The sequence below is a fragment of the Pseudomonas sp. X4 genome (genome assembly GCF_040784925.1).
GTDB lineage: Bacteria > Pseudomonadota > Gammaproteobacteria > Pseudomonadales > Pseudomonadaceae > Aquipseudomonas > Aquipseudomonas putida_Z.
In genome coordinates, this window is sequence record NZ_CP160798.1 from 4,275,675 (window position 1) to 4,297,289 (window position 21,615).

The window sequence follows — 21,615 nt, forward strand, 5'->3', positions numbered from 1 at the left end:
GCCTGTGCCTTGCACGCGCCCGGTGTCGTTGCGGCCCCAGGGGCGGTCCGATATCCAGCGGTCGGCCAGCAGCATAGCGTAAGCGGCCTTCAGGCGCAGCGCGGCCTGTTGCTGTTCGCCAGCGTTGTCAGGCAGCCAGTCTACCTGCCTGGTAGTGGTTCCGGATGCCGGCCTGTCATCACGCTGGCTAACGTGCGGCACACCTATCTGAGAGCCTGCTGGATCATGACCCTACCACTGGACTGCCTGTTGTACTCCAAGACCAATCTGATCGGCATCGGACCAAACCTGTCCGAAGAGGAACGCCAGGACGTGCAAACGTTGCTGGACCATGCCGATGAGTTCGCAAGCCGCTTCCTCGACCGGGACGAGCTGTGGAAAAGCTGGTTCGACCGCTTCCGCAATCGCCTGGAGAAACATGGCTGCGTAAGGACGGCCGCCCTGGAGTTGCCGCCCCAGGTCATCAGGGACCATGACGATTTCGATACCAGGCTCGAGCCCATCGGCACAGGCAGCACACCGATGCTGTTGGCCCAACTGGCGCGCGCGTCCATGCAGGAACTGCGCATCAGTGCACACGCCAGCAAGTTCCTGCAGTCTGGTTGGCAGAACGACGTCGCCTCATCGTTTCTGATAACACCCTGCCAGAAGGACGAGGAGGGCCAGATCCATCTGGCGGTCTATTCGTTTCGCTTCAATGCCACGGTGGAAATACGCGACTTCGGATTCTGGAGCGAGGCCCAGCGTGACATCGTCGTATGGAACACCGGCACTGTTTACCGTTTTGACCTGGAACGTTTCGCCGCTTTTCGTCAGCAGATTCGTAAGGAGTTGGGCGACCGGCGGCTTGGCGCCATTACCAGGATTGAACTCTAGCCACCTCGCTCAAGCTGGCAGGTCACGCATCAGCAGGCCGTATGCCAATGGCACCTGCTCGGGAACAGGAAGGTAGATGGTGTGGCCATCGCCAGGGGCGACCTGCAGCGGTTGCTGCTGGCCATTGCTCATGTGCTCGAGATCGAAGTGGTAGTTGCCGCGTGGAGTCATCAGTTCCAGATGGTCGCCCACGGCGAAGCGGTTCTTCACCTTGACCTCGGCCAGGCCGTCGACGCGCACCCCGGTCAGCTCGCCAACGAACTGCTGGCGCTCGGACACCGAGTTGCCGCGCTGGTAGTTCTGGTACTCGTCGTGCACGTGGCGGCGCAGGAAGCCTTCGGTGTAACCGCGCTGGGCCAGGGATTCGAGGTTGTCCATCAGGGAGCGGTCGAATGGCCGCCCGGCCACCGCGTCGTCGATCGCCTGGCGGTACGACTGCACGGCGCGGGCGCAGTAGAAGTGCGACTTGGTGCGGCCTTCGATCTTCAGCGAGTGCACGCCCATGGCGGCCAGGCGCCCGACGTGCTGGATGGCGCGCAGGTCCTTGGCATTCATGATGTAGGTGCCGTGCTCGTCTTCGAACGCCGGCATTTCGGTGCCGGGGCGGTTGCTTTCCTGCAGCAGGAATACCTGCTCGGTCGGTGCACCCAGGCCCAGCGTCGGCTGCACTTCGCGCACGATGTCGCCAGTGGCGTTTTCGGTGGCCGGGGTGGCGTCGTACTTCCAGCGGCAAGCGTTGGTGCAGCTGCCCTGGTTGGCATCGCGCTTGTTGAGGTAGCCCGACAGCAGGCAACGGCCGGAGTAGGCCATGCACAGGGCACCGTGGACGAACACCTCCAGCTCCATTTCCGGCACCTGCTGGCGGATTTCCTCGATCTCTTCGAGCGACAGCTCGCGCGACAGGATCACCCGGCTCAGGCCCAGTTGCTGCCAGAACTGCACGCTGGCCCAGTTGACCGTGTTGGCCTGCACCGACAGGTGCACCGGCATCTGCGGGAAGTGCTGGCGTACCAGCATGATCAGGCCTGGGTCGGACATGATCAGCGCGTCCGGTGCCATCTCGATCACCGGCGCCAGGTCCTTGAGGAAGGTCTTGAGCTTGGCATTGTGCGGGGCAATGTTGACCACCACGTAGAAGCGTTTGCCCAAGGCATGCGCCTCCTGGATGCCCAGGGCCAGATTGGCATGGTCGAACTCGTTGTTGCGCACCCGCAAGCTGTAGCGTGGCTGGCCGGCGTAGACCGCGTCGGCGCCATAGGCGAAGGCGTAGCGCATGGTCTTGAGGGTGCCGGCGGGGGCCAGCAGTTCGGGCTTGGCGATAGGGGTCATGTGCGCACCGGAGCAAAAGGCGCGGATGCTAGGGCTGGCAGATACGGCCCGTATTGATTTGCATCAAGGGAATGGCGGCACTTTTGCCAAGGTGCGGCGCACTAATAACGCATAAGCCATGCGAGGACCCGCGATGAACCAGACCGCCCTGCAGAACAAAGCCCTGGCAGTACTGCTGGCGCTGGTGACCATTGCCTTCATCTGGATCCTGCTGCCGTACTACGGTGCGATCTTCTGGGCGGTGATACTCGGCATCCTGTTCGCCCCGCTGCAGCGCCACCTGCTGCTGCGTTTCGGCCGAAGGCGCAACCTGGCTGCGGCGGCCACCTTGCTGGTGTGCCTGCTGGTGGCGATCCTGCCGGTGATCATCACCAGCGCGCTGCTGGTGCAGGAGGGAGCCGCCCTGTACCAGCGCATCGAGCACGGGGAGCTGGATATTGCCGGTTATGTCGAGCGCGGCAAGGACATGCTTCCGGCGTTTGCCCAGCAGGGCCTGGACAGCATGGGCATGGGCAATCTCGACGGGCTGCGCGACAAGATCACCAAATGGGCCACCCAAGGCAGCCAGGTGCTGGCCAGCCAGGCGTTCAACTTCGGGCAGGGCACGTTCGAGTTCGTGATCAGCTTCGGCATCATGATGTACCTGTTGTTCTTCTTCCTGCGCGAAGGCGCGGAGGTCGCCCGCCAGGTGCGTCTGGCAGTGCCGCTGCCCGAACACCAGAAACGCCGTTTGCAGCTGAAGTTCAACCGTGTGGTGCGGGCGACGGTAAAAGGCAACGTGCTGGTGGCCATTACCCAGGGGGCGCTGGGTGGTTTCATTTTCTGGGTGCTGGATATACCGAGTGCGCTGGTGTGGGCGGTGCTGATGGCGTTTCTGTCGCTGTTGCCGGCGGTAGGGGCGGGGATCGTGTGGGCGCCGGTGGCGGCGTACTTCCTGCTGACCGGTGCGATTTTGTCGGGGGTGATCCTGACCGCGTTCGGCGTGCTGGTGATCGGCCTGGTGGACAACTTGTTGCGGCCGATCCTGGTGGGCAAGGACACGCGCATGCCGGACTACCTGATTCTGGTGTCGACGCTGGGCGGGCTGGCGGTGTTCGGGCTCAACGGATTCGTGATCGGGCCATTGATCGCGGCGCTGTTCGTGTCGAGCTGGGCGATCTTCGCGGCAACCAAACCCCGGGTGCAGTTGCCGGAGTAGGGGCGGGCCTTGATGGGGCTGCTTTGCAGCCCATCGCCGGCAAGCCAGCTCCCACAGGTACAGCGTTGCTCTCAAGATTGTCGCTGTACCTGTGGGAGCGGCCTTGTGTCGCGAAAGGGCCGCAACGCGGCCCCATTAGCCGGGTCAGAAGGCCTGCGGCATCTCACCCTTGGCCAGGCGCCGGTTGATGTCGGCGATCACTTCTGGCAGTTCGTTGATGGTGTCGATCAGGTAGTGCGGGCGGGAGCCGGCGAATAGGGCGTGGATGCGCTGGCGCTCGCTTTCCAGCTTCTCGGCGCTCAGCGCGCGGTAGCCTTCCCAGGTCAGCCCCAGGGCATTGCCTGAGCACACCAGGGCCACGGTCCACATGCCGGCACGGCGGCCTTCGAGAATGCCTGGCACGGTATCGTCGACCTTCACGCACGCCGCCACATCGTCGATACCCAGCGCGATCACGTTGGCCAGGGCCTGGGCCGGCCATGGGCGGCCGTTCGGGGTTTCGTCGGTAGCCACCACATGGTCGGCCACGTAGCCGTTCTGCGCGGCCAGCTCTACCACCTTGTCCATCACCACCTTCGGGTAGCCCGAGCAAGAGCCGATCTTCAGGCCGTCCTGGCGCAGCCCGGTGAGGGTGTCCAGGGCGCCGGGGATCAGCGCCGAGTGCACGGCGATCTTCTCGATCTGCAGCGGCATGAAGCGGTTGTAGATGGCGGTGACATCATCGTCGGTCGGGGTACGGCCGAACACCTTGCGGTAGCGCTCGGCAATTTCCGGCACATCGCACAGGGTGCGGATGTGGTCCCACTTGCCCATGCCCATCGGGCCGCGGGCTTCTTCGATGGACACCTGCACATCGAATTCGGCAAAGGCTTCGACAAAGATCTGGGTCGGGGCGAAGGAACCGAAGTCGACCACGGTGCCGGCCCAGTCAAGGATGGCGGCTTGCAGCTGGGTAGGGTTGCTGTAGTTCATGTGCGCTTGTTCCTGAAATTGGGTGGGCAAAGAGTCAGATGTCCAGCACTTCCATTTCCCGCAGCACCTCGGCCACGGCATTCACGGCGGCCTGCATGCCATCCGCTCCGACCACGCCGATGCAGCCGACACGGAAGGTTTCCACCTGGGTCAGCTTGCCCGGGTAGAGGATGAAGCCCTTGGCCTTGACCCGCTCGTAGAAGTCCTTGAACTGGTAGCGGGGATCGTTCGGTGCGTGGAAGGTGACGATGATCGGCGCCTGGATCTCGGCAGGCAGGAAGCTGCGCAGGCCGATGGCGGCCATGCCGTCGAGCAAGGTCTTGCAGTTGTCGGCGTAGCGCTGGTGGCGCGCTGGCAGGCCACCTTCCTCGTTGTATTGCTGCAGCGCTTCGTGCAGGGCAGCGACCACGTGGGTCGGCGGGGTGAAGCGCCACTGGCCGGTCTTGGCCATGTAGGTGTGCTGGTCGTGCAGGTCCATGGCCAGCGAGTGGGCGTTGCCTTCGGCAGCGGCCAGGGCGGTTTTCTCGGCGAACACGAAGCCCATGCCTGGTACCCCTTCCAGGCATTTGCCGGAGGCGGCGATCAGCGCCTCGAAGGGGATGGCGCGGGCGTCGATCGGCAGTGCGCCGAACGAGCTCATGGCGTCGATGATCAGGCGCTTGCCGTGGCCTTTGATCACCTGGGCGATCTCGGGCAGCGGGTTGAGGATGCCGGTGCTGGTTTCGCAGTGGATCAGCGCGACGTGGGTGATGGCCGGGTCGGCGGCCAGCAGGCGGTCGACGTCGGCGGCGGTGGTCGGCTGGTCTTCGGCGGTTTCGAAGGTGCTGTAGGCACGGCCCAGCACTTTGCAGATCTTCGCCAGGCGCTGGCCATAGGCGCCATTGATCAGCACCAGGACCTTGCCGTCACGCGGCACCAGGGTGCCGATGGCCGCTTCCACGGCGAAGGTGCCGCTGCCTTGCAGGGGCACGCAGTGGTGGCTGGCGCTGCCGTCGATGATGGCCAGCAGTTGCTCGCAGACACTGGCAGTCAGTTGGTTGAAGTCGCGGTCCCAGGAGCCCCAGTCCACCAGCATGGCTTGGCGGGTGCGGATTGATGTGGTCAGGGGACCGGGGGTCAGCAGAATCGGGGCGTTGCTCATTCCGTTATTCCTCACAAGCGGTGGGCTGAAACTACGGGGCCTAGGTTGCAATTGGCGCTGTCATCAATCAAATTGTTTGTTGTTATCCGAGCTATAAGTCAGGCCGATAAATATGAACCTGTTCCAGTTGCGTGCCTTCGATGCCGTCGCCCGTGAGGGCAGCTTCACCCGTGCCGCCGCACGCCTGTTCATCAGCCAGCCGGCGGTGACCGGGCACGTGAAGGCGCTGGAGGAGCACTACCAGATCACCTTGCTGCGGCGTACCGCGCGGCGGGTGGAGTTGACCGAAGAGGGCACCCGCCTGGCGGCCATCACCCGCGCCATGTTCGGCCTGGCCGAAGAGGCGCAGGCCATGCTCGAGGCCAACCGGCAATTGCTGACCGGGCGCTTGGAGGTGGCGGCCGATGGCCCGCACCGGGTCATGCCGATGCTGGCGCTGCTGCGCGAGCGCTACCCGGGCATTACCGTCAACCTGCGCCTGGGCAATGCCCAGGAAACCTTGGCGGCATTGCTCAGCGAACATGCCGACGTGGCCGTGCTGACCGAGATCGAGCCGCGCAAAGGCCTGCATTTGCAGAACCTGTGCGAGTCGCGGTTGTGCGCCTTGCTGCCGGCGGGGCATGCCTGGGCCAGCGGCGAAGGTGATTTGCCGCTGGCTGAGCTGCATCAGCAGATCATGGTGTTGCGCGAACCCAGCTCCACCACCCGGCGCACCTTCGACAAGGCCTGCAGCAAGGCCGCCGTGCAACCTCGGGTGCTGCTGGAGCTGGATAGCCGCGAGGCGGTGACCGAAGCGGTGGCCTCGGAGCTGGGCATTGGCGTGGTGTCGTCCACCGAAGTCGCCAATGACCCGCGGGTAGTGGCGCGCCCGCTGGCCGGTGACGGCCTGGTCAACCAGCACCTGATCGGCTGCCTGGAGCGCCGCCGTGAGCTGCGCCTGATCCAGGCGTTCCTCGGCCTGGCGGCGGGGCTGTGATGGCTGTTTTCAACGGGGCGGCCTAAGATGGCCGGCATTGAGCCGACAGGACCGTCGATGAGCGAGAAAGACACCATTTCCATGCAGCTGGTGCGCGAAGCGCTGTTGCAGACTTGCCCCGCCGGCGAGCCCGATACCGGCTTGCTGGCCCGGGCGGGTATCGCCGTCGAACAGCTGCACCTGCCAGCGGCACGAGTCAGCGCCGAGTCCTATGCCCGGCTCTGGCGTCTGCTGGCGCGGCGCTGCAACGATGAGTTCTTCGCCATGGACCCGCGCGGTCTGCGCAGCGGCAGCCTGGCGTTCATGTGCCGTGCCAGCATGGGCCAGCCAACCCTGGGCGCCGGCCTGGAAACCGCGCTGGCGTTCCTGTCACTGATGCTTGAAGACCTGCAGCCAAGCCTGGTGCGCCAGCAAGGCCTGGCCGAAATCGTCATCAACGAACCGCGTGACACACCGCGCCGCGCTTTCACCTATTTCACCTTCTGGATGATCGTGCACGGTGTGACCTGCTGGCTGGCCGGGCGGCGTATCCCGATCCTGGCCATCGATCTGCGCTGTGCCGAACCGCCATTCTGCGATGACTACCGGGTGATGTTTTCGGAAAACCTGCAGTTCGAGCGCCCGCGCACGCGCATGATCATCGCTGCCGAATGCCTCGAGCTGCCGCTGCGGCGCAGCGAAGAAGAACTGCAGCGCTTTCTGGCCGAGGCGCCGGGCAACATCCTGGTCAAGTACCGTGACCCGGCCAGCCTCGGGCGGCGCATTCGCACCGACCTGCTGCGCCTGGACCCGGGGCAGTGGCCCGATGGCGACAGCCTGGCGCGCCAGTTGTGCCTGTCGCCTTCTACCCTGCGCCGGCGGCTGGCCGAAGAGGGGCAGAACTACCAAGGGTTGAAGGACAGCGTGCGTCGTGAGCTTGCAATTGCCTGGCTGAGCCAGGAAGACGCGGCCATGGGCGAAATCGCCGAGCGCCTGGGCTTTGCCGACAGCAGTTCGTTCTACAAGGCGTTTCGCAAGTGGTTCGGCTGCAACCCCGGGCATTACCGTGCGCTGATCCTCAAGCGCGGCAGTGGCGGCTAGGGAACCACGCCTTCCCGCTGCCGGCTGGCGCCGCTGGCAAGCATCGTGACAAGTCGATCACTGACCAGGAAATCGACCATGTCTCAACCTGCCTTGCACCCCAAGTTGCTTCACCCCGCCGAAGATTTTATCGCGCAAAGCTTGCCCGCCTGGCTGAAGGCGGCCAAGCCCAAGCAGCTTGCCAGGCTGCAATTGCGTTTCAACGCCTATCTGGCGAGTCAGCGGAAGATGGCAGGGTTCGCCGACCGCCTGCAGCCTCTGGACCGTTTCGCCAAGCAACTGTTCGAGCCTGCCTTGCGCCAGGACAGCCAGCTGAAGCTGCAGGTCGACCTGGACAAACTGGTGTGGCGCGAAACACGCGCACGGCTGGATGTGAGAACGGGCTTGATCCCTGATTATCAACCGTACTTCGTGCGCATGCCGGCCTTGCAAAAGCTGTTGCAGAACTTCAAGGCCAACGAGTCCTTCTTCCTCGGCACCGCCTTGACCCTCCCGGGAGCCCACCAGGACGAGCAGGTGGTGAGCGAAGACATCGAGCGGATTGTCAGCCTGTGCCGCCAGGTGGATGTCGGCAGCGCCTACCAGCGGCACCTGGCGCAGGTATTGACCCCTGACTTTGAAAAAGCCCTGGCCTCCGACCGGCGCCTGGAGCTGGCCGTGGCGGTCGAGATCGCGGCCATCAAGCAGCAGCTGGATGCGGAAGACCTGCTGACGCTGCGTATCGAGTGCAAGGATGAACCCGCCGTGATCAAGGCGCCGCTGCAGTTGGAGATCGGTGCGCTGCAGGTCCTTGGCTGCCGGGTGGATGGTGCGCTGGCCGTTGAGTTGATCGAGCAGCCCCGCCACCAGTCCACGTTTCCCTTCGGGGTACCTGGGCGCTTGAAAAGAGTGATCCTGTATACCCCTGACGATCAGGCGCAACCCCTGCGCGCGTTCACCAATTGGGATGAGGCGAACCGCGTCCTGGCCACGGCGATGGGCAACCAGGACTATCGGCAGGCATTCTTTCGGCGCATTGCCATGGGTGATCGCGCCACTTGCGAGCAGGCCCTGGCCACCCGCTTGCAGGATGCACAACCTGACCTGGAACCCCGCAGGGTGTTGGAAGCGGGGGACGGTTTTGCGTCGATGGCCGCCTGGCACATGCAGCGAATCAAGGCCGATGCACGTTTCCTTGCGGTGCCCACCGCCCAGGCCGACGACGCGGCTGCGGAGCAGCGCCTGGACGAGCTCAAAGGCGCCGGCCTGGTATTGCTCAACCTGGCGGGCCTGTTCGTGCCGGTCATCGGGGCTTTGCTGGTGGCGGACCTGGCCAGGCAACTGTTGATCGAGACCTTCGAGGGCGTGCGTGACTGGCAGTTGGGCCATCAGCATGAGGCCTTGACGCATATGCTTCAGGTGGCCTTCAGCGTGGCAACCACCGGTGCGGTGGTTGTCGGTGCCCACCTGGCCCGCAGCGCATTCGTCGAAACCCTGGAGCCGGTCATCACCGAAGATGGCCGGCAACGGCTGTGGCGCAATGAGCTGGCGCCTTACCAGGACACTACTCCACCCGTTCAGCTGACGGAGCTCGACAACGGCTTGCTCGCCGAGGGTGAGCGCCATTGGTGGCGGTCGAATGGTGCCTTGTATCGGGTAAGGCAAACCGCCAATGGCGCTTGGCGCTTGCTGCATGCCGAAGGTGACACGGCGTTCGGGCCGGTGCTGGAACGTTGCTCTGCGCGTGGCTGGCGGCTGGCTTACGAGCGGCCACTGGAATGGCAGGGCGCCGCACTGTTGCTCGCGCGGCTTTGGCCGGCGGCGACCGCGATGGACACCGTGCGGGTGGAACAGGTGCTGAAGGTCGCGGATGTCGACGAGGCCTACCTGCGTGGCCTGCTGGTGGAACGGCGCGGGTTGCCGGTGCAGCTGCGCGATACCTTGCAGCGCTTTGCCGTGGACGCACGCGCGCAGGCCTTTTTCAGCCGGCTGGAAGCGGGGGAGGCTGATACCGGTACCGATACCGAGCTGTGGCAATGGTGCATCGAACGGTTGCAACTGCAGGGTGAAACCGTCGAAGAACAGGTGCTGTCGATCCGTGACGCGGCAAGCGAGTTGCGTGAGGCGATGTTCGAGCATTTCTCCAGGCTTTACCTGGCCGACGACCCGTTGCTGGGCTTGATCCAGCGCGACTTCCCGACGCTGCCAGAGGCCTATGCCCTTGATGTGCTCGAGCAGGCCACCGAGGCTGTGCGCTTGCGCATGCAGGCAGAGTCCCGCCTGCCGCTGGCGTTGGCTGAACAGGCGCGGGTGGCCCTGCAACTGGCGCGCCTGACCCGCATGCGCGAAGCGTTGTACCTGCAAGGCAGTTACCGGCCGGAAGTGGTGGCGCTGGCCTTTGCCCTGCTGCGTCGGCATGGCCCCAGTGCAGCCGGGTTCAACCTGGTGTTGCGCCGTGACCCGTATGCCGGGGCAGCGATGGAGCGGCTGTTCGCCGAGACCGACCTTGAGCAGGCCGTGGTGCTGGTCAGGCGGGAGGGGCGCTTCCAGCTCTACAACGACAGAGGCTTGCCGGATGAGCGCGAGGTCGCCGCCCCCGAGGGGCTGTTCGAGGTGCTGGCCGCTTGCCTGCCGGTGGAATACCGGGTGCGACAGGGGTGGAATGGCGCCGATGCGCCGACCAGAATCCGCGAGCAGATGCAGGCCTGGCTACCGGGTGACCGGCAGGCCCTGCTGCGCCTGCTCGGCTGGCGGGAGGCAAGGCCCATGGCATCGCCCATGCAGCGTTTGGCCGATGGCCGAGCGGGCTATCCACTGGGTGGCTGCCAGTCGTGCATCGGCTCGCCGGAGCGCGTGGTGCGGCAGCGGGTGCGCGCGTTGTATCCCGGTATCGGGGATATCGGCGTCGATCGCTATGTCCAGAGCCTGTTGGACATGCGCGGGGGCCTGTTCGAGAACCTGCTGCGCGTCGAGCAGGAATACCGCCGCCTGGATGACAGCTTGCTGGCCTGGGTTGAAGAGTTGGCGGGCAGCGCCAGCCGCGCACGCCGACGTGTCGCAGATTCGTTGCGGCGTGCCTGGCAGATGCGCAGCGACCGCGCCGTCGGGGCTATCGGCAACGATGCGGTGCTCAGCCTGAGCATCGTCGCCGTACCGGTGGGCAGCCTGCCCGTGTTGCCGGTCGGGACGGACTTCTCGCACGTGTCGGAATTGACCCTGTCGGCGCTCGGTCTGGATGCCATCCCGTCGGGGTTCCTCGCCTGCTTCCCCAATCTGCTGTGCCTGGACATGAGCGACAACGCCTTGCGCGCGCTACCTGCGGGGCTGGAGCGGTTGACCGCCTTGCGCCAGTTGCTGATGCCGCGCAACCGTATTCGTATCTCGGAGCCGCAGGCCAATGTGCTGACCGGCCTGGCGCTCTTGCGTTCGCTGGACCTGAGTGACAACCCGCTCGGCGACATCAGGCTACAGTTCGAGCGGCTGCCCAGCTTGCGGATCCTGCGCTTGAACCGCGTGCAGATGACGGCGCTGCCCCGGGGCCTGGAGTGGTGTGGCCTGTTGGTGTTCGCCGACCTTCGCAACAACCAGATAGCCGAGTTGCCGGCAGCCTTGTTTCAGGCCCCGTTGCAGTTGCGCCGTGCCATGCACCTGGAGGGCAATGCGCTGCCAGTGCAGGATCTCGATCGCTTGCATGGCGCCGAACGCCTGCTGGCCACGCCCCGCCCGCAACGACACGCCCCGGCCCGGGAAGAATGGCTGCAGACACTGGACCCTGCGGCGCGGCAGGAGCAGCAAGGGAAATGGGATGCGCTGAATGCCGAGCCCGGCAGCCTGGCTTTCTTCGAGCTGCTCAGGCAACTGACGACCACGGCCGAATTCAGCAAGGCGCCGGCCGAACTCGGGTTCAGGGTATGGGCAATGCTGGATGCCGCCCATGCCGATACCGCCACGCGCATGGCGCTGTTTGACCTGGCAGCGGAGCCCACCACCTGTGTGGACAGCGTTTCCACCGTGTTCAGCCGCCTTGAGGTGCGCATGCATGTCGAGCAGGCCACCCGCGGCGGCGACCCGATTTCGACCCGCGCGGCACGCCTGCAGTTGGCCAAGCGGCTGTTTCGCGTGCACTGGGTGGAGAAAATCGCCCGGCGCGAAATCGACGCCCGCTACCAGGATGGACGTTGGAGCCGGGGGAACCACGATGAAGAGGAGGTGGAGGTCAATCTTGCCTACCTCAGCGGCTTGGCCCAGCGCCTGGACCTGTTGGGCCAACCTCGCCATATGCAGTTTGGCAGGCTGGCCAACGTGTCGCCGCTGCAACTGGAGGAGGCCTTCAAGGAAGTGCTGGAGGTGGAGGCGGGCGAGCAACGGGTCGTGTTCATCAGCGAGCGTGATTTCTGGTTGCCCGTACTGCGGGCAGAACATGCGGACGACTTCGAAACCCTTGAAACGCAATTCTCCCTGCGACTGGAAACTCTGGACGAGCAAAGGGAGACCTTGACCAGTGACGAGTACTGGAACCTGAGCAACGCCCTGCGCGATGAGCGCGAGCAGGCCCTGGCCAGCCTTGCCCAGCGCCTTACGCACGAAGCGTTCATGGTGCCAGAGGCAAAGTGATGGCGCTTAACGGGCGGCACGCAGTGTGCCGCCCTGCTTCTACCGCAGGGGTTCCCTCTGCGCAAGCGCCGGCAGGTTGCACACCATGCGTGGCTTTCGACAGCCATCCAGGGACCTGCCATGACCCGCGAACCACACGCCCCACAGCCCGCCTCTGTGTCTTCCAGCCACTTGCACGACGGTTTCATCGGTGACCGGTTGCCTGCCTGGCTCAAACAGGCCACGCAAAGCCAGATACGTACCTTGCGCGAAAGCCTGGAAGCCCATCATGCCACCCAGGCCCGGTTGCGCGGGATCACCCTGGCGCTGCCGTCGCCGCAGCAGTTCGCCGAACGGCAATTCGCCAGTTTGTTGCGCGAGCCGCTGCCGGGCGACGTAGCGTTCTGGCAGCTGGAGTGGCTGGAGGTTTCCCATCGTTTCTCGTCCACGCCCGGCGCAGAGCCGCAATTTCCCACTTACGGGCAACGGCGTGAAAACGGCTTGCTCCGCCTGATGCGCAACTTTGCCGCCAGCAACGATTTCTACCTGGGAACCGGGTTGGTCGCGCCGGGGCAGGAACGGGTACTTTCGCCAGGCACCGATGAACTGGTCGAGGCGTGCCGCAAGCTCGATGCCGGGCGCCTGTACCAGCAGGAGCTGGACCAGACATTCGACGCCACGGCACAACGCGTCCTTTGTGAAGACAAGCGCTCCGGGCTGCGCCTGGCCGTGCAGGTTGCCGCGCTCAAAGGCGAGATTACCGAGCCGGTCAAGGAGGCATTGCACGCCCTGGTGGATGAACCTGCGGATCGGCGATCCGCCAGCCTCACGGGCCACCCGGGCCTGCTCGAAGCCCTCGGTTGCCAAGTGGCAGATGGTGTGTGGATTCAACTTCGCGACAGGCATGGGCAAACGCAGGGCGGCGTGCTCTACCTGCCCAGCGACCCGGTACAGGCGTTGCGGCACTTCGACAGCCACGCCTCGATCAATAGCGCGTTGGTGGCCGAGCTGCGCCATGAACCCTATCGCCAGGCGTTCAGCCAGTTGATCGGCCTGGATCAGCGTGCCGGGTTCATGCACAAGCTGCAGGCCCGCCTGAAGGATGATCAGCCGGACCTGGAACTCGATGGCAGCGTGCCACAGCATGACATTTTCCAGGCGCTGGCTGCACAGCAGACAAGCCGGGTGAAGCAGGATGGCCGCCTGTTGCTGGTGCCAACCGCCGATGCCGATGAAACCGCATCGCGTGAGCAGCATGAGGCGTGGAAGGCCGCCGGCCTCGATGTGCTCAACCTCGCGGGCCTGTTCATTCCTGTGGTGGGCGGCTTGCTGCTCGGGCAACTGGTGGCCCATACCCTCTCGGAGGTTTTCGAGGGCACGCAGGACTGGTTGCGAGGCCATCAGCACGAGGCGCTGGAGCACATGCTGGGCGTTGCCGAGATACTGGCGGGCACCGCCGCGACGGTGGCGGGCGTCACCTTCGTGCGCAGCGCGTTCGTCGCGGCGCTGGAGCCGGTAAGGCTCGCCAATGGGGCGGGGCGTTTGTGGTCCCGAGATCTGGCAGCCTTTGCCTCGACCCCTGAAACGATCACCTTGGGTGCGGACGGAGCCTATGCCGATGGCGTGCGCCGTTGGATGAAGGCTGACGGGGTCTTCTACGAAGTTCATCGGCCTGACCCCGATGGCCCCTGGCGTCTGCGCCACCCCGGGCGCGAAGAGGCGTACGGCCCGGTCGTGCTGCACAATGGCGAACGCAGCTGGCGCCTGATGCACGATGAGCCCCAGCGTTGGCGCGACCCTGCGAAAATGCTCGATACACTTTGGCCGCGCGATCAACCTTTCGATAACCAGCAGGCGCAGCGGATCTTGCGCATGGCCGGCATCGATGAGGACGAACTGCGCGGCCTGCTGGTGGAAAACCGGCGAACGCCTGCCACCTTGCGGGAAACCCTCAAGGCATTCGATGCCGATGCCCGGATCGACACGTTCTTCCGCAACCTGGAACGCGACACTGTCTCCGATCAGGACTTGCAGCTGCTGGCTTGGTGCGAGGCCCGACCGGGCAGCGTAAAAGGGCGTACCGCAGTGCTTGCGGACCGGCCAAGGTCGAGCGACCTGCTGTTCGCACAGCTGACACGCCTGCCCGAATCGGCGGAGCCTTTGCTCAAGCCGCTGATGGCGCTGGGGCTGCCTGAGCCCTATGCGCGCAATCTGGCCGACGGAGCAAGTCACGACGCTCGTCAGCTGTTCGTCAGTGGTGGAAAGTTGCCGCAAAGCCTGGCCACCCAGGCCAGGTCGTTGTGCTCGCAGGCGAAGGTGAGCAGGGCGCTGGCAGGGTTCTATCTGCCGAGCGCATATAGCGACGAAACGGGCATGCTGGTGCTGGCATTGCTGAATGTCGAGGCCATTGATGCGTTCAGCCTGGCGTTGAGCAATGCTGCTGCGGATGCCGTGGCGTTGAAACGCATCGGTTCGGTTGGCGATGCGGCCGAGCAACGGGTGCTGGTGCGTGAGCAAGGTGTCTTTGCCCTGTATGACGGGCAGGGCCGAAAACTCGCGATGCGGCCACCTGCTTCCTCATGCATCTTCCAGGCCGTGCTGGCCGCGCTCGAATCGCGCAACCTGCTGGGCCGTTTGGGCCTGGCCGAGAACGCCAATGCCGAGGGCTTGCGCGAGAAGCTCATGGCGCACCTGGGTACCCATGAGGAAATAGCCCGCATGCTGGGCTGGGCGCCGACGGAGCGCTGGTTCAATCCCGGGCAGCGCCTTGCCGATGGCCGCGTCGGGTACCTGCTCAGCGGGCGCGCGGCACTGCCCACCACACCCAGGGAACAACTGCGGGCCGGCCTGAGGCGATTCTTCCCGGGGCTGGGCGATTCGCTGGAAACGCAAGTTGACCGCTGGCTGCTGCAGAATGTGCCGGTCGCCGATGCGCTCCTGGCGCTGCAGGACGATTATGAACAGTTGAACCGCGCGCTCAATGGCTGGGTGTCGGCTGCGCTGAGTGACACTTTGCGGGCGCGACGCCAGCTGTTCGCCGAACGATTGCTGCGTGCCTGGCAGGCGCTTGGCGACCATGTGGTGGTCGACAGTGATGGCAAGCGCCAGGGGCTGCGCCTGGTGCTGAATGATCTGCCCACCGATTCGTTGCCGGTCATGCCCACGCCTATCGATTTCTATCACGTCACCACCCTGGTACTGAGCGAGACGTCCATCGGGGTGGTGAACGAGGAGTTTCTGCGGGCATTCACCTACCTGCAGGAGCTGGACCTGAGCCACAACCAGCTGTTGCGCTGCCCGCGCGGGCTTGGCTATCTGACCAACCTGCGCCGGTTGCGCCTGGGGCATAACCGCATTCGCCTGGATGCCCATGCCATCGAAGCACTGAACGGGTTGCCGCTGCTCAGCCACCTCGACCTGAGCTACAACAGCCCGCTGGGGGTGTACGAAATGCGCTTCCATCACCTGCCTCATCTGATCGAGCTGAATTTGCGCCGCTGCGGGCTCAGTGAGTGGCCCAGAGGGCTCGAGCTGTGTGGCTTCCTGCAACGAGCCGACCTGCGTGACAATTTCCTGCGGGGTGTGCCTGACGGCGTGCTGGCCATGCCGCTGGAGTTTCGCCAGCGCATCCTGGTCGATGGCAACCGCCTGAGCATGGCCGATTACGGCAAGCTCTATGCCTTGGAGCCGCTGCTGGAGGAACCGGAGGAAGAGATCGGCCGCGCCTGGTGGGTCGGTTCCGACTCCGCCAGCCAAGGGCGTGGCGAGCTTTGGGACCGGCTGAGCACCCGGGACGAAAATGCCCGCCTGTTCGATCTGCTGGAGCTTCTGCAAGGCCTGGCGGACTTCAGCTGGCCCAGGGCCTATCTGTTGCGCATGTGCTGGCAGTGCCTGTCGATGATGGAGACAGACGCCGAATTCGCTCGCCAGGTGCAACTGGCGGCCGACGATGTGGTAATGGATGACAACGGTGCCATCGAACTGTTCAGCCGACTGCTGCGTCTGCATGCCGAGCGCGACGCGGCAGGCGATGGTGTTCAGATCCATGGTCCGAAGTTGCTGGCGTTGGGGCGCGCCTTGCACCGTCTGGACCGCCTTGACGAGTATGTCGAGGCCGAGCGGCAAAACCTCGAAGGCTTCGCTGAGCCTGCAGTACTGGCGACGTTGGCGATGCGCTACAGGGTGCGCTTGCGCACCAGGCTCAGGTTGCCGTTCCAGCCCGCCAGAATGCGCCTCAGGGCGGCAGCTGTAGGGTTGAGCGAGCATCGGCTGCAGGCGGCAGAGGCGGCCGTGGAAAGGGCGAACGTTCTCGTTGATGTAGTCGCAAACCTGTGCACGCGCGCATTCTGGCAGCGTTTTTTGCAACAGCGCTTCGCCCGGCCGTTCAATGACCTTGAGCAACTCGCTGCGGAGCAGCGGGCGGCGCTGGCGGTAAGGCGCGATGAACTGGGTGAAGCACAGTATCTGAACCAGGCACAGGCACTGGATGCGCAGCTGCAGGCCGATCGGCTGGAGTTGCAATTGCAACTGACCGAGCACTACGTGATCAGCCTGGAACGCGCACCGGGCTGATGGCCACCGGCCAAACCGGTCATCCAGTTTGACAACTTAGGCCATTGCCGCGACGCCAGCGCGGCGCGAACATCGTCGGACCGATGGTTCAACTCCAAAAACAAGAAACCAGGAGTCCGACGATGCGCGATTACACCGAGGCCGCTCGTGCGTTCGACCATGGCCAGGCCGCTGCGGCGGCGCTGCATGGCAACCTCGAAGCCCTCAATGCCTGTGTCGAATGTTGCGACCGCCATGCCGGTGAGGGCAAGACCGCACTGGTTTGGGAAGACCGCGAGGGCAACAGCGAGCGGTTGAGCTTCGATCAGTTGCAAACACTGGCGGCCCGTTTCGCCAATGTGCTCCAAGCGCAAGGCGTTGGTGCGGGTGATCGGGTCGCCGGGCTGATGCCGCGCACCCCCGAACTGCTGGTCACCATCCTCGCCACCTGGCGTCTCGGCGCGGTGTACCAGCCACTGTTCACCGCGTTCGGCCCCAAGGCCATCGAACATCGCCTGGAGCAGTCCCACGCCCGCGTGGTCGTCACCGACAGCCACAACCGCGCCAAGCTGGACGATGTGCACGCCTGCCCGACCATCATCACCGTCAATGCCCGCAGTGGCGAGCTGGACTTCCAGCAGTGCCTGGACAATGCCGCAGACAAATGCGAGCCGGTCATGCGCTCGGGCAACGACCCGTTCCTGCTGATGTTCACCTCCGGCACCACCGGCCCGGCCAAACCGCTGGAAGTGCCGCTGCGTGCCATCGTCGCGTTCCAGGGCTACATGCGCGATGCCATCGACCTGCGCCCCGATGACAACTTCTGGAACCTGGCCGACCCGGGCTGGGCCTATGGCCTGTATTACGCGGTCACCGGCCCGCTGTCGCTGGGCCATGCCACCACCTTCTACGATGGCCCGTTCAGTGTTGAAAGCTGCGCGCGGGTGATCGACAAGCTGGGCATCACCAACCTGGCCGGCTCGCCCACTGCGTACCGCCTGCTGATTGCCGCCGGGGATGACTTCTCGGCACCGATCAAGGGCCGCCTGCGGGTGGTCAGCAGTGCCGGCGAACCGCTCAACCCGGAAGTGATCCGCTGGTTCGCCGACGAACTGGGCGTGACCATCCACGACCACTACGGGCAGACCGAACTGGGCATGGTGCTGTGCAACCACCATGGCCTGCAGCACCCGGTACACCTTGGCTCGGCCGGCTTCGCCATCCCCGGCCACCGCATCGTGGTGCTGGACGAGCAGGGCAATGAGCTGCCAGCCGGCCAGCCGGGCATCCTCGCGGTCGACCGCGAGCAGTCGCCGCTGTGCTGGTTCGCGGGCTACCACGGCCTGCCGACCAAAGCCTTCGTCGGCAAGTACTACCTCAGCGGTGACACCGTCGAGCTGAACCAGGATGGCAGCATCAGCTTCGTCGGCCGCAGCGACGATGTGATCACCACCTCCGGCTACCGGGTCGGCCCGTTCGATGTGGAAAGCGCACTGATCGAGCACCCGGCGGTGATCGAAGCAGCGGTGATCGGCAAACCGGACCCGGAGCGCACCGAGCTGATCAAGGCCTTCGTGGTATTGGCCAGCGGTTACCAGGGCAGCGCCGAGCTTGAAGAGGCTTTGCGCCAGCACGTGCGCCAGCGCCTGTACGCCCATGCCTACCCAAGGGAAATCGAATTCGTCAGCGAGCTGCCCAAGACCCCGAGCGGCAAGCTGCAACGCTTCATCCTGCGCAACCAGGAAGTCGCCAAACAACAAGCGCAACAGGCCACCCCTGCCAGCGCCTGAAAGGAAACCGATCATGCAAATAGCCAACAAACACTTCATCGTCAGCGGCGCCGCCTCCGGGCTGGGTGCTGCCACCGCGCAGATGCTGGTCGAGGCCGGCGCCAAGGTCATGCTGGTCGACCTCAATGCCCAGGCCGTCGAAGCCAAGGCCCGCGAACTGGGCGAAAACGCCCGTTTCGCGGTGGCCGACATCAGCGACGAGCAGGCCGCCCAGGCGGCGGTCGATGCGGCCGTCAGCGCCTTTGGCAGCCTGCACGGGCTGGTCAACTGCGCCGGCATCGTCGGCGCCGAGAAAGTGCTGGGCAAGCAGGGCCCGCATGGCCTTGCCAGCTTTGCCAAGGTCATCAACGTCAACCTGATCGGCAGCTTCAACCTGCTGCGCCTGGCCGCCGCGGCCATGGCCGAAGGGGCTGCCGATGAGGGGGGTGAGCGCGGGGTGATCATCAACACCGCCTCCATCGCCGCCTATGACGGCCAGATCGGCCAGGCTGCCTACGCAGCTTCCAAGGGCGCCATCGCCAGCCTGACCCTGCCGACTGCCCGCGAACTGGCGCGCTTCGGCATCCGTGTGATGACCATCGCCCCGGGCATCTTCGAAACGCCGATGATGGCCGGCATGACCGAGGAAGTACGCGCCTCGCTGGCCGCCGGCGTGCCATTCCCACCGCGCCTGGGTCGCCCGCAGGAGTACGCCGCGCTGGCCCGCCACATCATCGAGAACAGCATGCTCAACGGCGAGGTGATCCGCCTCGACGGTGCACTGCGCATGGCTGCCAAGTAAGGAGAGCGAACATGACCCTCGCCAATGACCCGATCGTTATCGTCAGCGCCGTGCGCACGCCCATGGGCGGCCTGCAGGGCGACCTCAAGAGCCTGACCGCGCCGCAGCTGGGCAGCGCCGCCATCCGTGGTGCCGTCGAGCGCGCCGGCATCGATGCCACCAGTGTCGAGCAGGTGCTGTTCGGCTGCGTGCTGCCGGCAGGCCAGGGCCAGGCACCGGCGCGCCAGGCCGCGCTGGGCGCCGGGCTGGACAAGCACACCACCTGCACCACCCTGAACAAGATGTGCGGTTCGGGCATGCAGGCGGCGATCATGGCCCATGACCTGCTGCTGGCCGGCACCGCCGATGTGGTGGTGGCCGGTGGCATGGAAAGCATGACCAACGCACCGTACCTGCTGGACAAGGCCCGTGGCGGCTACCGCATGGGCCACGGCAGGATCATCGACCACATGTTCATGGACGGCCTGGAAGACGCCTACGACAAGGGCCGCCTGATGGGCACCTTTGCCGAAGACTGCGCCCAGGCCAATGCCTTCAGCCGCGAAGCCCAGGACCAGTTCGCCATCGCCTCGCTGACCCGCGCCCAGGACGCTATCAAGAGCGGTCGCTTTGCTGCCGAGATCGTGCCGGTCGAGGTCACCGAGGGCAAGGAGAAGCGCGTCATCAAGGACGACGAACAACCGCCCAAGGCGCGCCTGGACAAGATCCCGCAGCTCAAGCCGGCCTTCCGCGAAGGCGGCACGGTGACCGCCGCCAACTCCAGCTCGATTTCCGACGGCGCTGCGGCGCTGGTGCTGATGCGCCGCTCCGAAGCTGACAAGCGCGGCCTCAAGCCGCTGGCGGTGATCCACGGCCACGCCGCCTTTGCCGACACCCCGGCACTGTTCCCGACCGCGCCGATCGGGGCCATCGACAAACTGATGAAACGCACTGGCTGGAACCTGGCCGAGGTCGACCTGTTCGAGATCAACGAGGCCTTCGCCGTGGTCACCCTGGCGGCCATGAAGCACCTCGACCTGCCGCACGACAAGGTCAATATCCATGGCGGCGCCTGTGCCCTCGGCCACCCGATCGGCGCTTCCGGCGCGCGCATCCTGGTGACCCTGCTGTCGGCCCTGCGCCAGAACAACCTGCGCCGTGGCGTGGCGGCCATCTGCATCGGCGGTGGCGAGGCCACGGCCATGGCTGTCGAATGCCTGTACTGAGGTGAACCATGCTGGTAACTGATGAGCAACAACAGATCGCCGACGCGGTACGCGCCTTTGCCCAGGAGCGCCTGAAGCCGTTTGCCGAGCAATGGGACAAGGAACACCGCTTCCCCAAGGAGGCCATCGAGGAGATGGCCGAGCTGGGCCTGTTCGGCATGCTGGTGCCGGAGCAGTGGGGCGGCAGCGACACCGGCTACGTGGCCTATGCCATGGCCCTGGAGGAAATCGCCGCCGGTGACGGCGCCTGCTCGACCATCATGAGCGTGCACAACTCGGTGGGCTGTGTGCCGATCCTGCGTTTTGGCAGCGAGCAGCAGAAGGAGCAGTTCCTCACCCCGTTGGCCAGCGGTGCGATGCTCGGCGCCTTCGCCCTGACCGAACCGCAGGCCGGCTCCGACGCCAGCAGCCTGAAGACCCGTGCACGTCTGGACGGCGACCACTACGTGCTCAATGGCAGCAAGCAGTTCATCACCTCCGGGCAGAACGCCGGGGTGGTGATCGTGTTCGCCGTGACCGACCCGGACGCCGGCAAGCGCGGCATCAGTGCCTTCATCGTGCCCACCGATTCGCCGGGCTACCAGGTGGCGCGGGTCGAGGACAAGCTCGGCCAGCACGCCTCCGATACCTGCCAGATCGTTTTCGATAATGTGCGTGTGCCGGTAGCCAACCGCCTGGGCGCCGAAGGCGAGGGCTACAAGATCGCCCTGGCCAACCTCGAAGGCGGCCGCATCGGCATCGCCTCGCAGGCGGTGGGCATGGCCCGCGCGGCGTTCGAAGTGGCGCGCGACTACGCCAACGAGCGGCAGAGCTTCGGCAAGGCGCTGATCGAGCACCAGGCGGTGGCCTTCCGCCTGGCCGACATGGCGACCAAGATTGCCGTGGCCCGGCAGATGGTGCTGCACGCCGCCGCGCTGCGCGATGCCGCGCGCCCGGCGCTGGTGGAAGCGTCGATGGCCAAGCTGTTTGCCTCGGAAATGGCCGAAAAGGTCTGTTCGGATGCCTTGCAGACCCTGGGCGGTTATGGCTATCTGAGTGACTTCCCGCTGGAGCGGATCTACCGCGACGTTCGGGTTTGCCAGATCTACGAAGGCACCAGCGACATTCAGCGCATGGTCATTGCGCGCAATCTTTGAAGGAGCAG

General features: G+C 65.1%; 13 protein-coding genes. 10 read left to right on the forward strand and 3 right to left on the reverse strand.

Annotated elements, in window-relative coordinates:
- Window positions 1–225 precede the first annotated feature (225 nt).
- Window positions 226–876 (forward strand): hypothetical protein, encoded by a 651-nt coding sequence (locus tag ABX298_RS19110; RefSeq protein WP_367393483.1) that lies wholly within the window; start codon window positions 226–228, stop codon window positions 874–876.
- 9 nt (window positions 877–885) lie between these two features.
- Here the strand turns inward: ABX298_RS19110 and yegQ are convergent, their stop codons facing one another.
- Entirely contained in the window at window positions 886–2,205 is a 1,320-nt protein-coding gene (gene yegQ / locus ABX298_RS19115; protein ID WP_025338368.1) for a tRNA 5-hydroxyuridine modification protein YegQ, read from the reverse strand.
- A 133-nt stretch (window positions 2,206–2,338) separates the two neighbouring features.
- Here yegQ and ABX298_RS19120 point away from each other — a divergent pair, with 133 nt between their 5' ends.
- A complete protein-coding gene (locus ABX298_RS19120) occupies window positions 2,339–3,403 on the forward strand; it encodes an AI-2E family transporter (RefSeq protein ID WP_085721153.1) in 1,065 nt (354 codons plus the stop codon).
- Between the two features lie 144 nt (window positions 3,404–3,547).
- On the opposite strand, the gene phnX is transcribed toward ABX298_RS19120, so the two are convergent.
- Window positions 3,548–4,375 carry a phosphonoacetaldehyde hydrolase gene (phnX, locus tag ABX298_RS19125; protein WP_085619379.1) on the reverse strand — a complete coding sequence of 276 codons (828 nt, stop codon included), beginning with the start codon at window positions 4,373–4,375 and terminating at the stop codon, window positions 3,548–3,550.
- A gap of 34 nt (window positions 4,376–4,409) precedes the next feature.
- Window positions 4,410–5,516 (reverse strand): 2-aminoethylphosphonate--pyruvate transaminase, encoded by a 1,107-nt coding sequence (locus ABX298_RS19130; protein WP_013971825.1) that lies wholly within the window; start codon window positions 5,514–5,516, stop codon window positions 4,410–4,412.
- A 112-nt stretch (window positions 5,517–5,628) separates the two neighbouring features.
- On the opposite strand from ABX298_RS19130, the gene ABX298_RS19135 reads away from it, so the two are divergent.
- From ABX298_RS19135 to ABX298_RS19170, 8 genes are all read left to right on the forward strand, one after another.
- On the forward strand, window positions 5,629–6,492 hold the full coding sequence (locus ABX298_RS19135) for a LysR substrate-binding domain-containing protein (RefSeq protein WP_015269648.1): 864 nt from the start codon (window positions 5,629–5,631) through the stop codon (window positions 6,490–6,492).
- Between the two features lie 57 nt (window positions 6,493–6,549).
- A complete protein-coding gene (locus tag ABX298_RS19140) occupies window positions 6,550–7,572 on the forward strand; it encodes an AraC family transcriptional regulator (protein ID WP_024086600.1) in 1,023 nt (340 codons plus the stop codon).
- A gap of 78 nt (window positions 7,573–7,650) precedes the next feature.
- Entirely contained in the window at window positions 7,651–12,165 is a 4,515-nt protein-coding gene (locus ABX298_RS19145) for an NEL-type E3 ubiquitin ligase domain-containing protein (protein ID WP_367393484.1), read from the forward strand.
- Window positions 12,166–12,285: 120 nt separating this feature from the next.
- Window positions 12,286–16,716, forward strand: a complete 4,431-nt coding sequence (locus ABX298_RS19150) for a DUF6543 domain-containing protein (protein ID WP_367393485.1) — start codon at window positions 12,286–12,288, stop codon at window positions 16,714–16,716.
- A 122-nt stretch (window positions 16,717–16,838) separates the two neighbouring features.
- On the forward strand, window positions 16,839–18,485 hold the full coding sequence (locus ABX298_RS19155) for an acyl-CoA synthetase (protein ID WP_367393486.1): 1,647 nt from the start codon (window positions 16,839–16,841) through the stop codon (window positions 18,483–18,485).
- 13 nt (window positions 18,486–18,498) lie between these two features.
- On the forward strand, window positions 18,499–19,266 hold the full coding sequence (locus ABX298_RS19160; protein WP_013971831.1) for an SDR family NAD(P)-dependent oxidoreductase: 768 nt from the start codon (window positions 18,499–18,501) through the stop codon (window positions 19,264–19,266).
- Window positions 19,267–19,277: 11 nt separating this feature from the next.
- Window positions 19,278–20,471, forward strand: a complete 1,194-nt coding sequence (locus ABX298_RS19165; protein ID WP_085593209.1) for an acetyl-CoA C-acyltransferase — start codon at window positions 19,278–19,280, stop codon at window positions 20,469–20,471.
- Between the two features lie 8 nt (window positions 20,472–20,479).
- On the forward strand, window positions 20,480–21,607 hold the full coding sequence (locus ABX298_RS19170; RefSeq protein ID WP_367393487.1) for an acyl-CoA dehydrogenase: 1,128 nt from the start codon (window positions 20,480–20,482) through the stop codon (window positions 21,605–21,607).
- Window positions 21,608–21,615 lie beyond the last annotated feature (8 nt).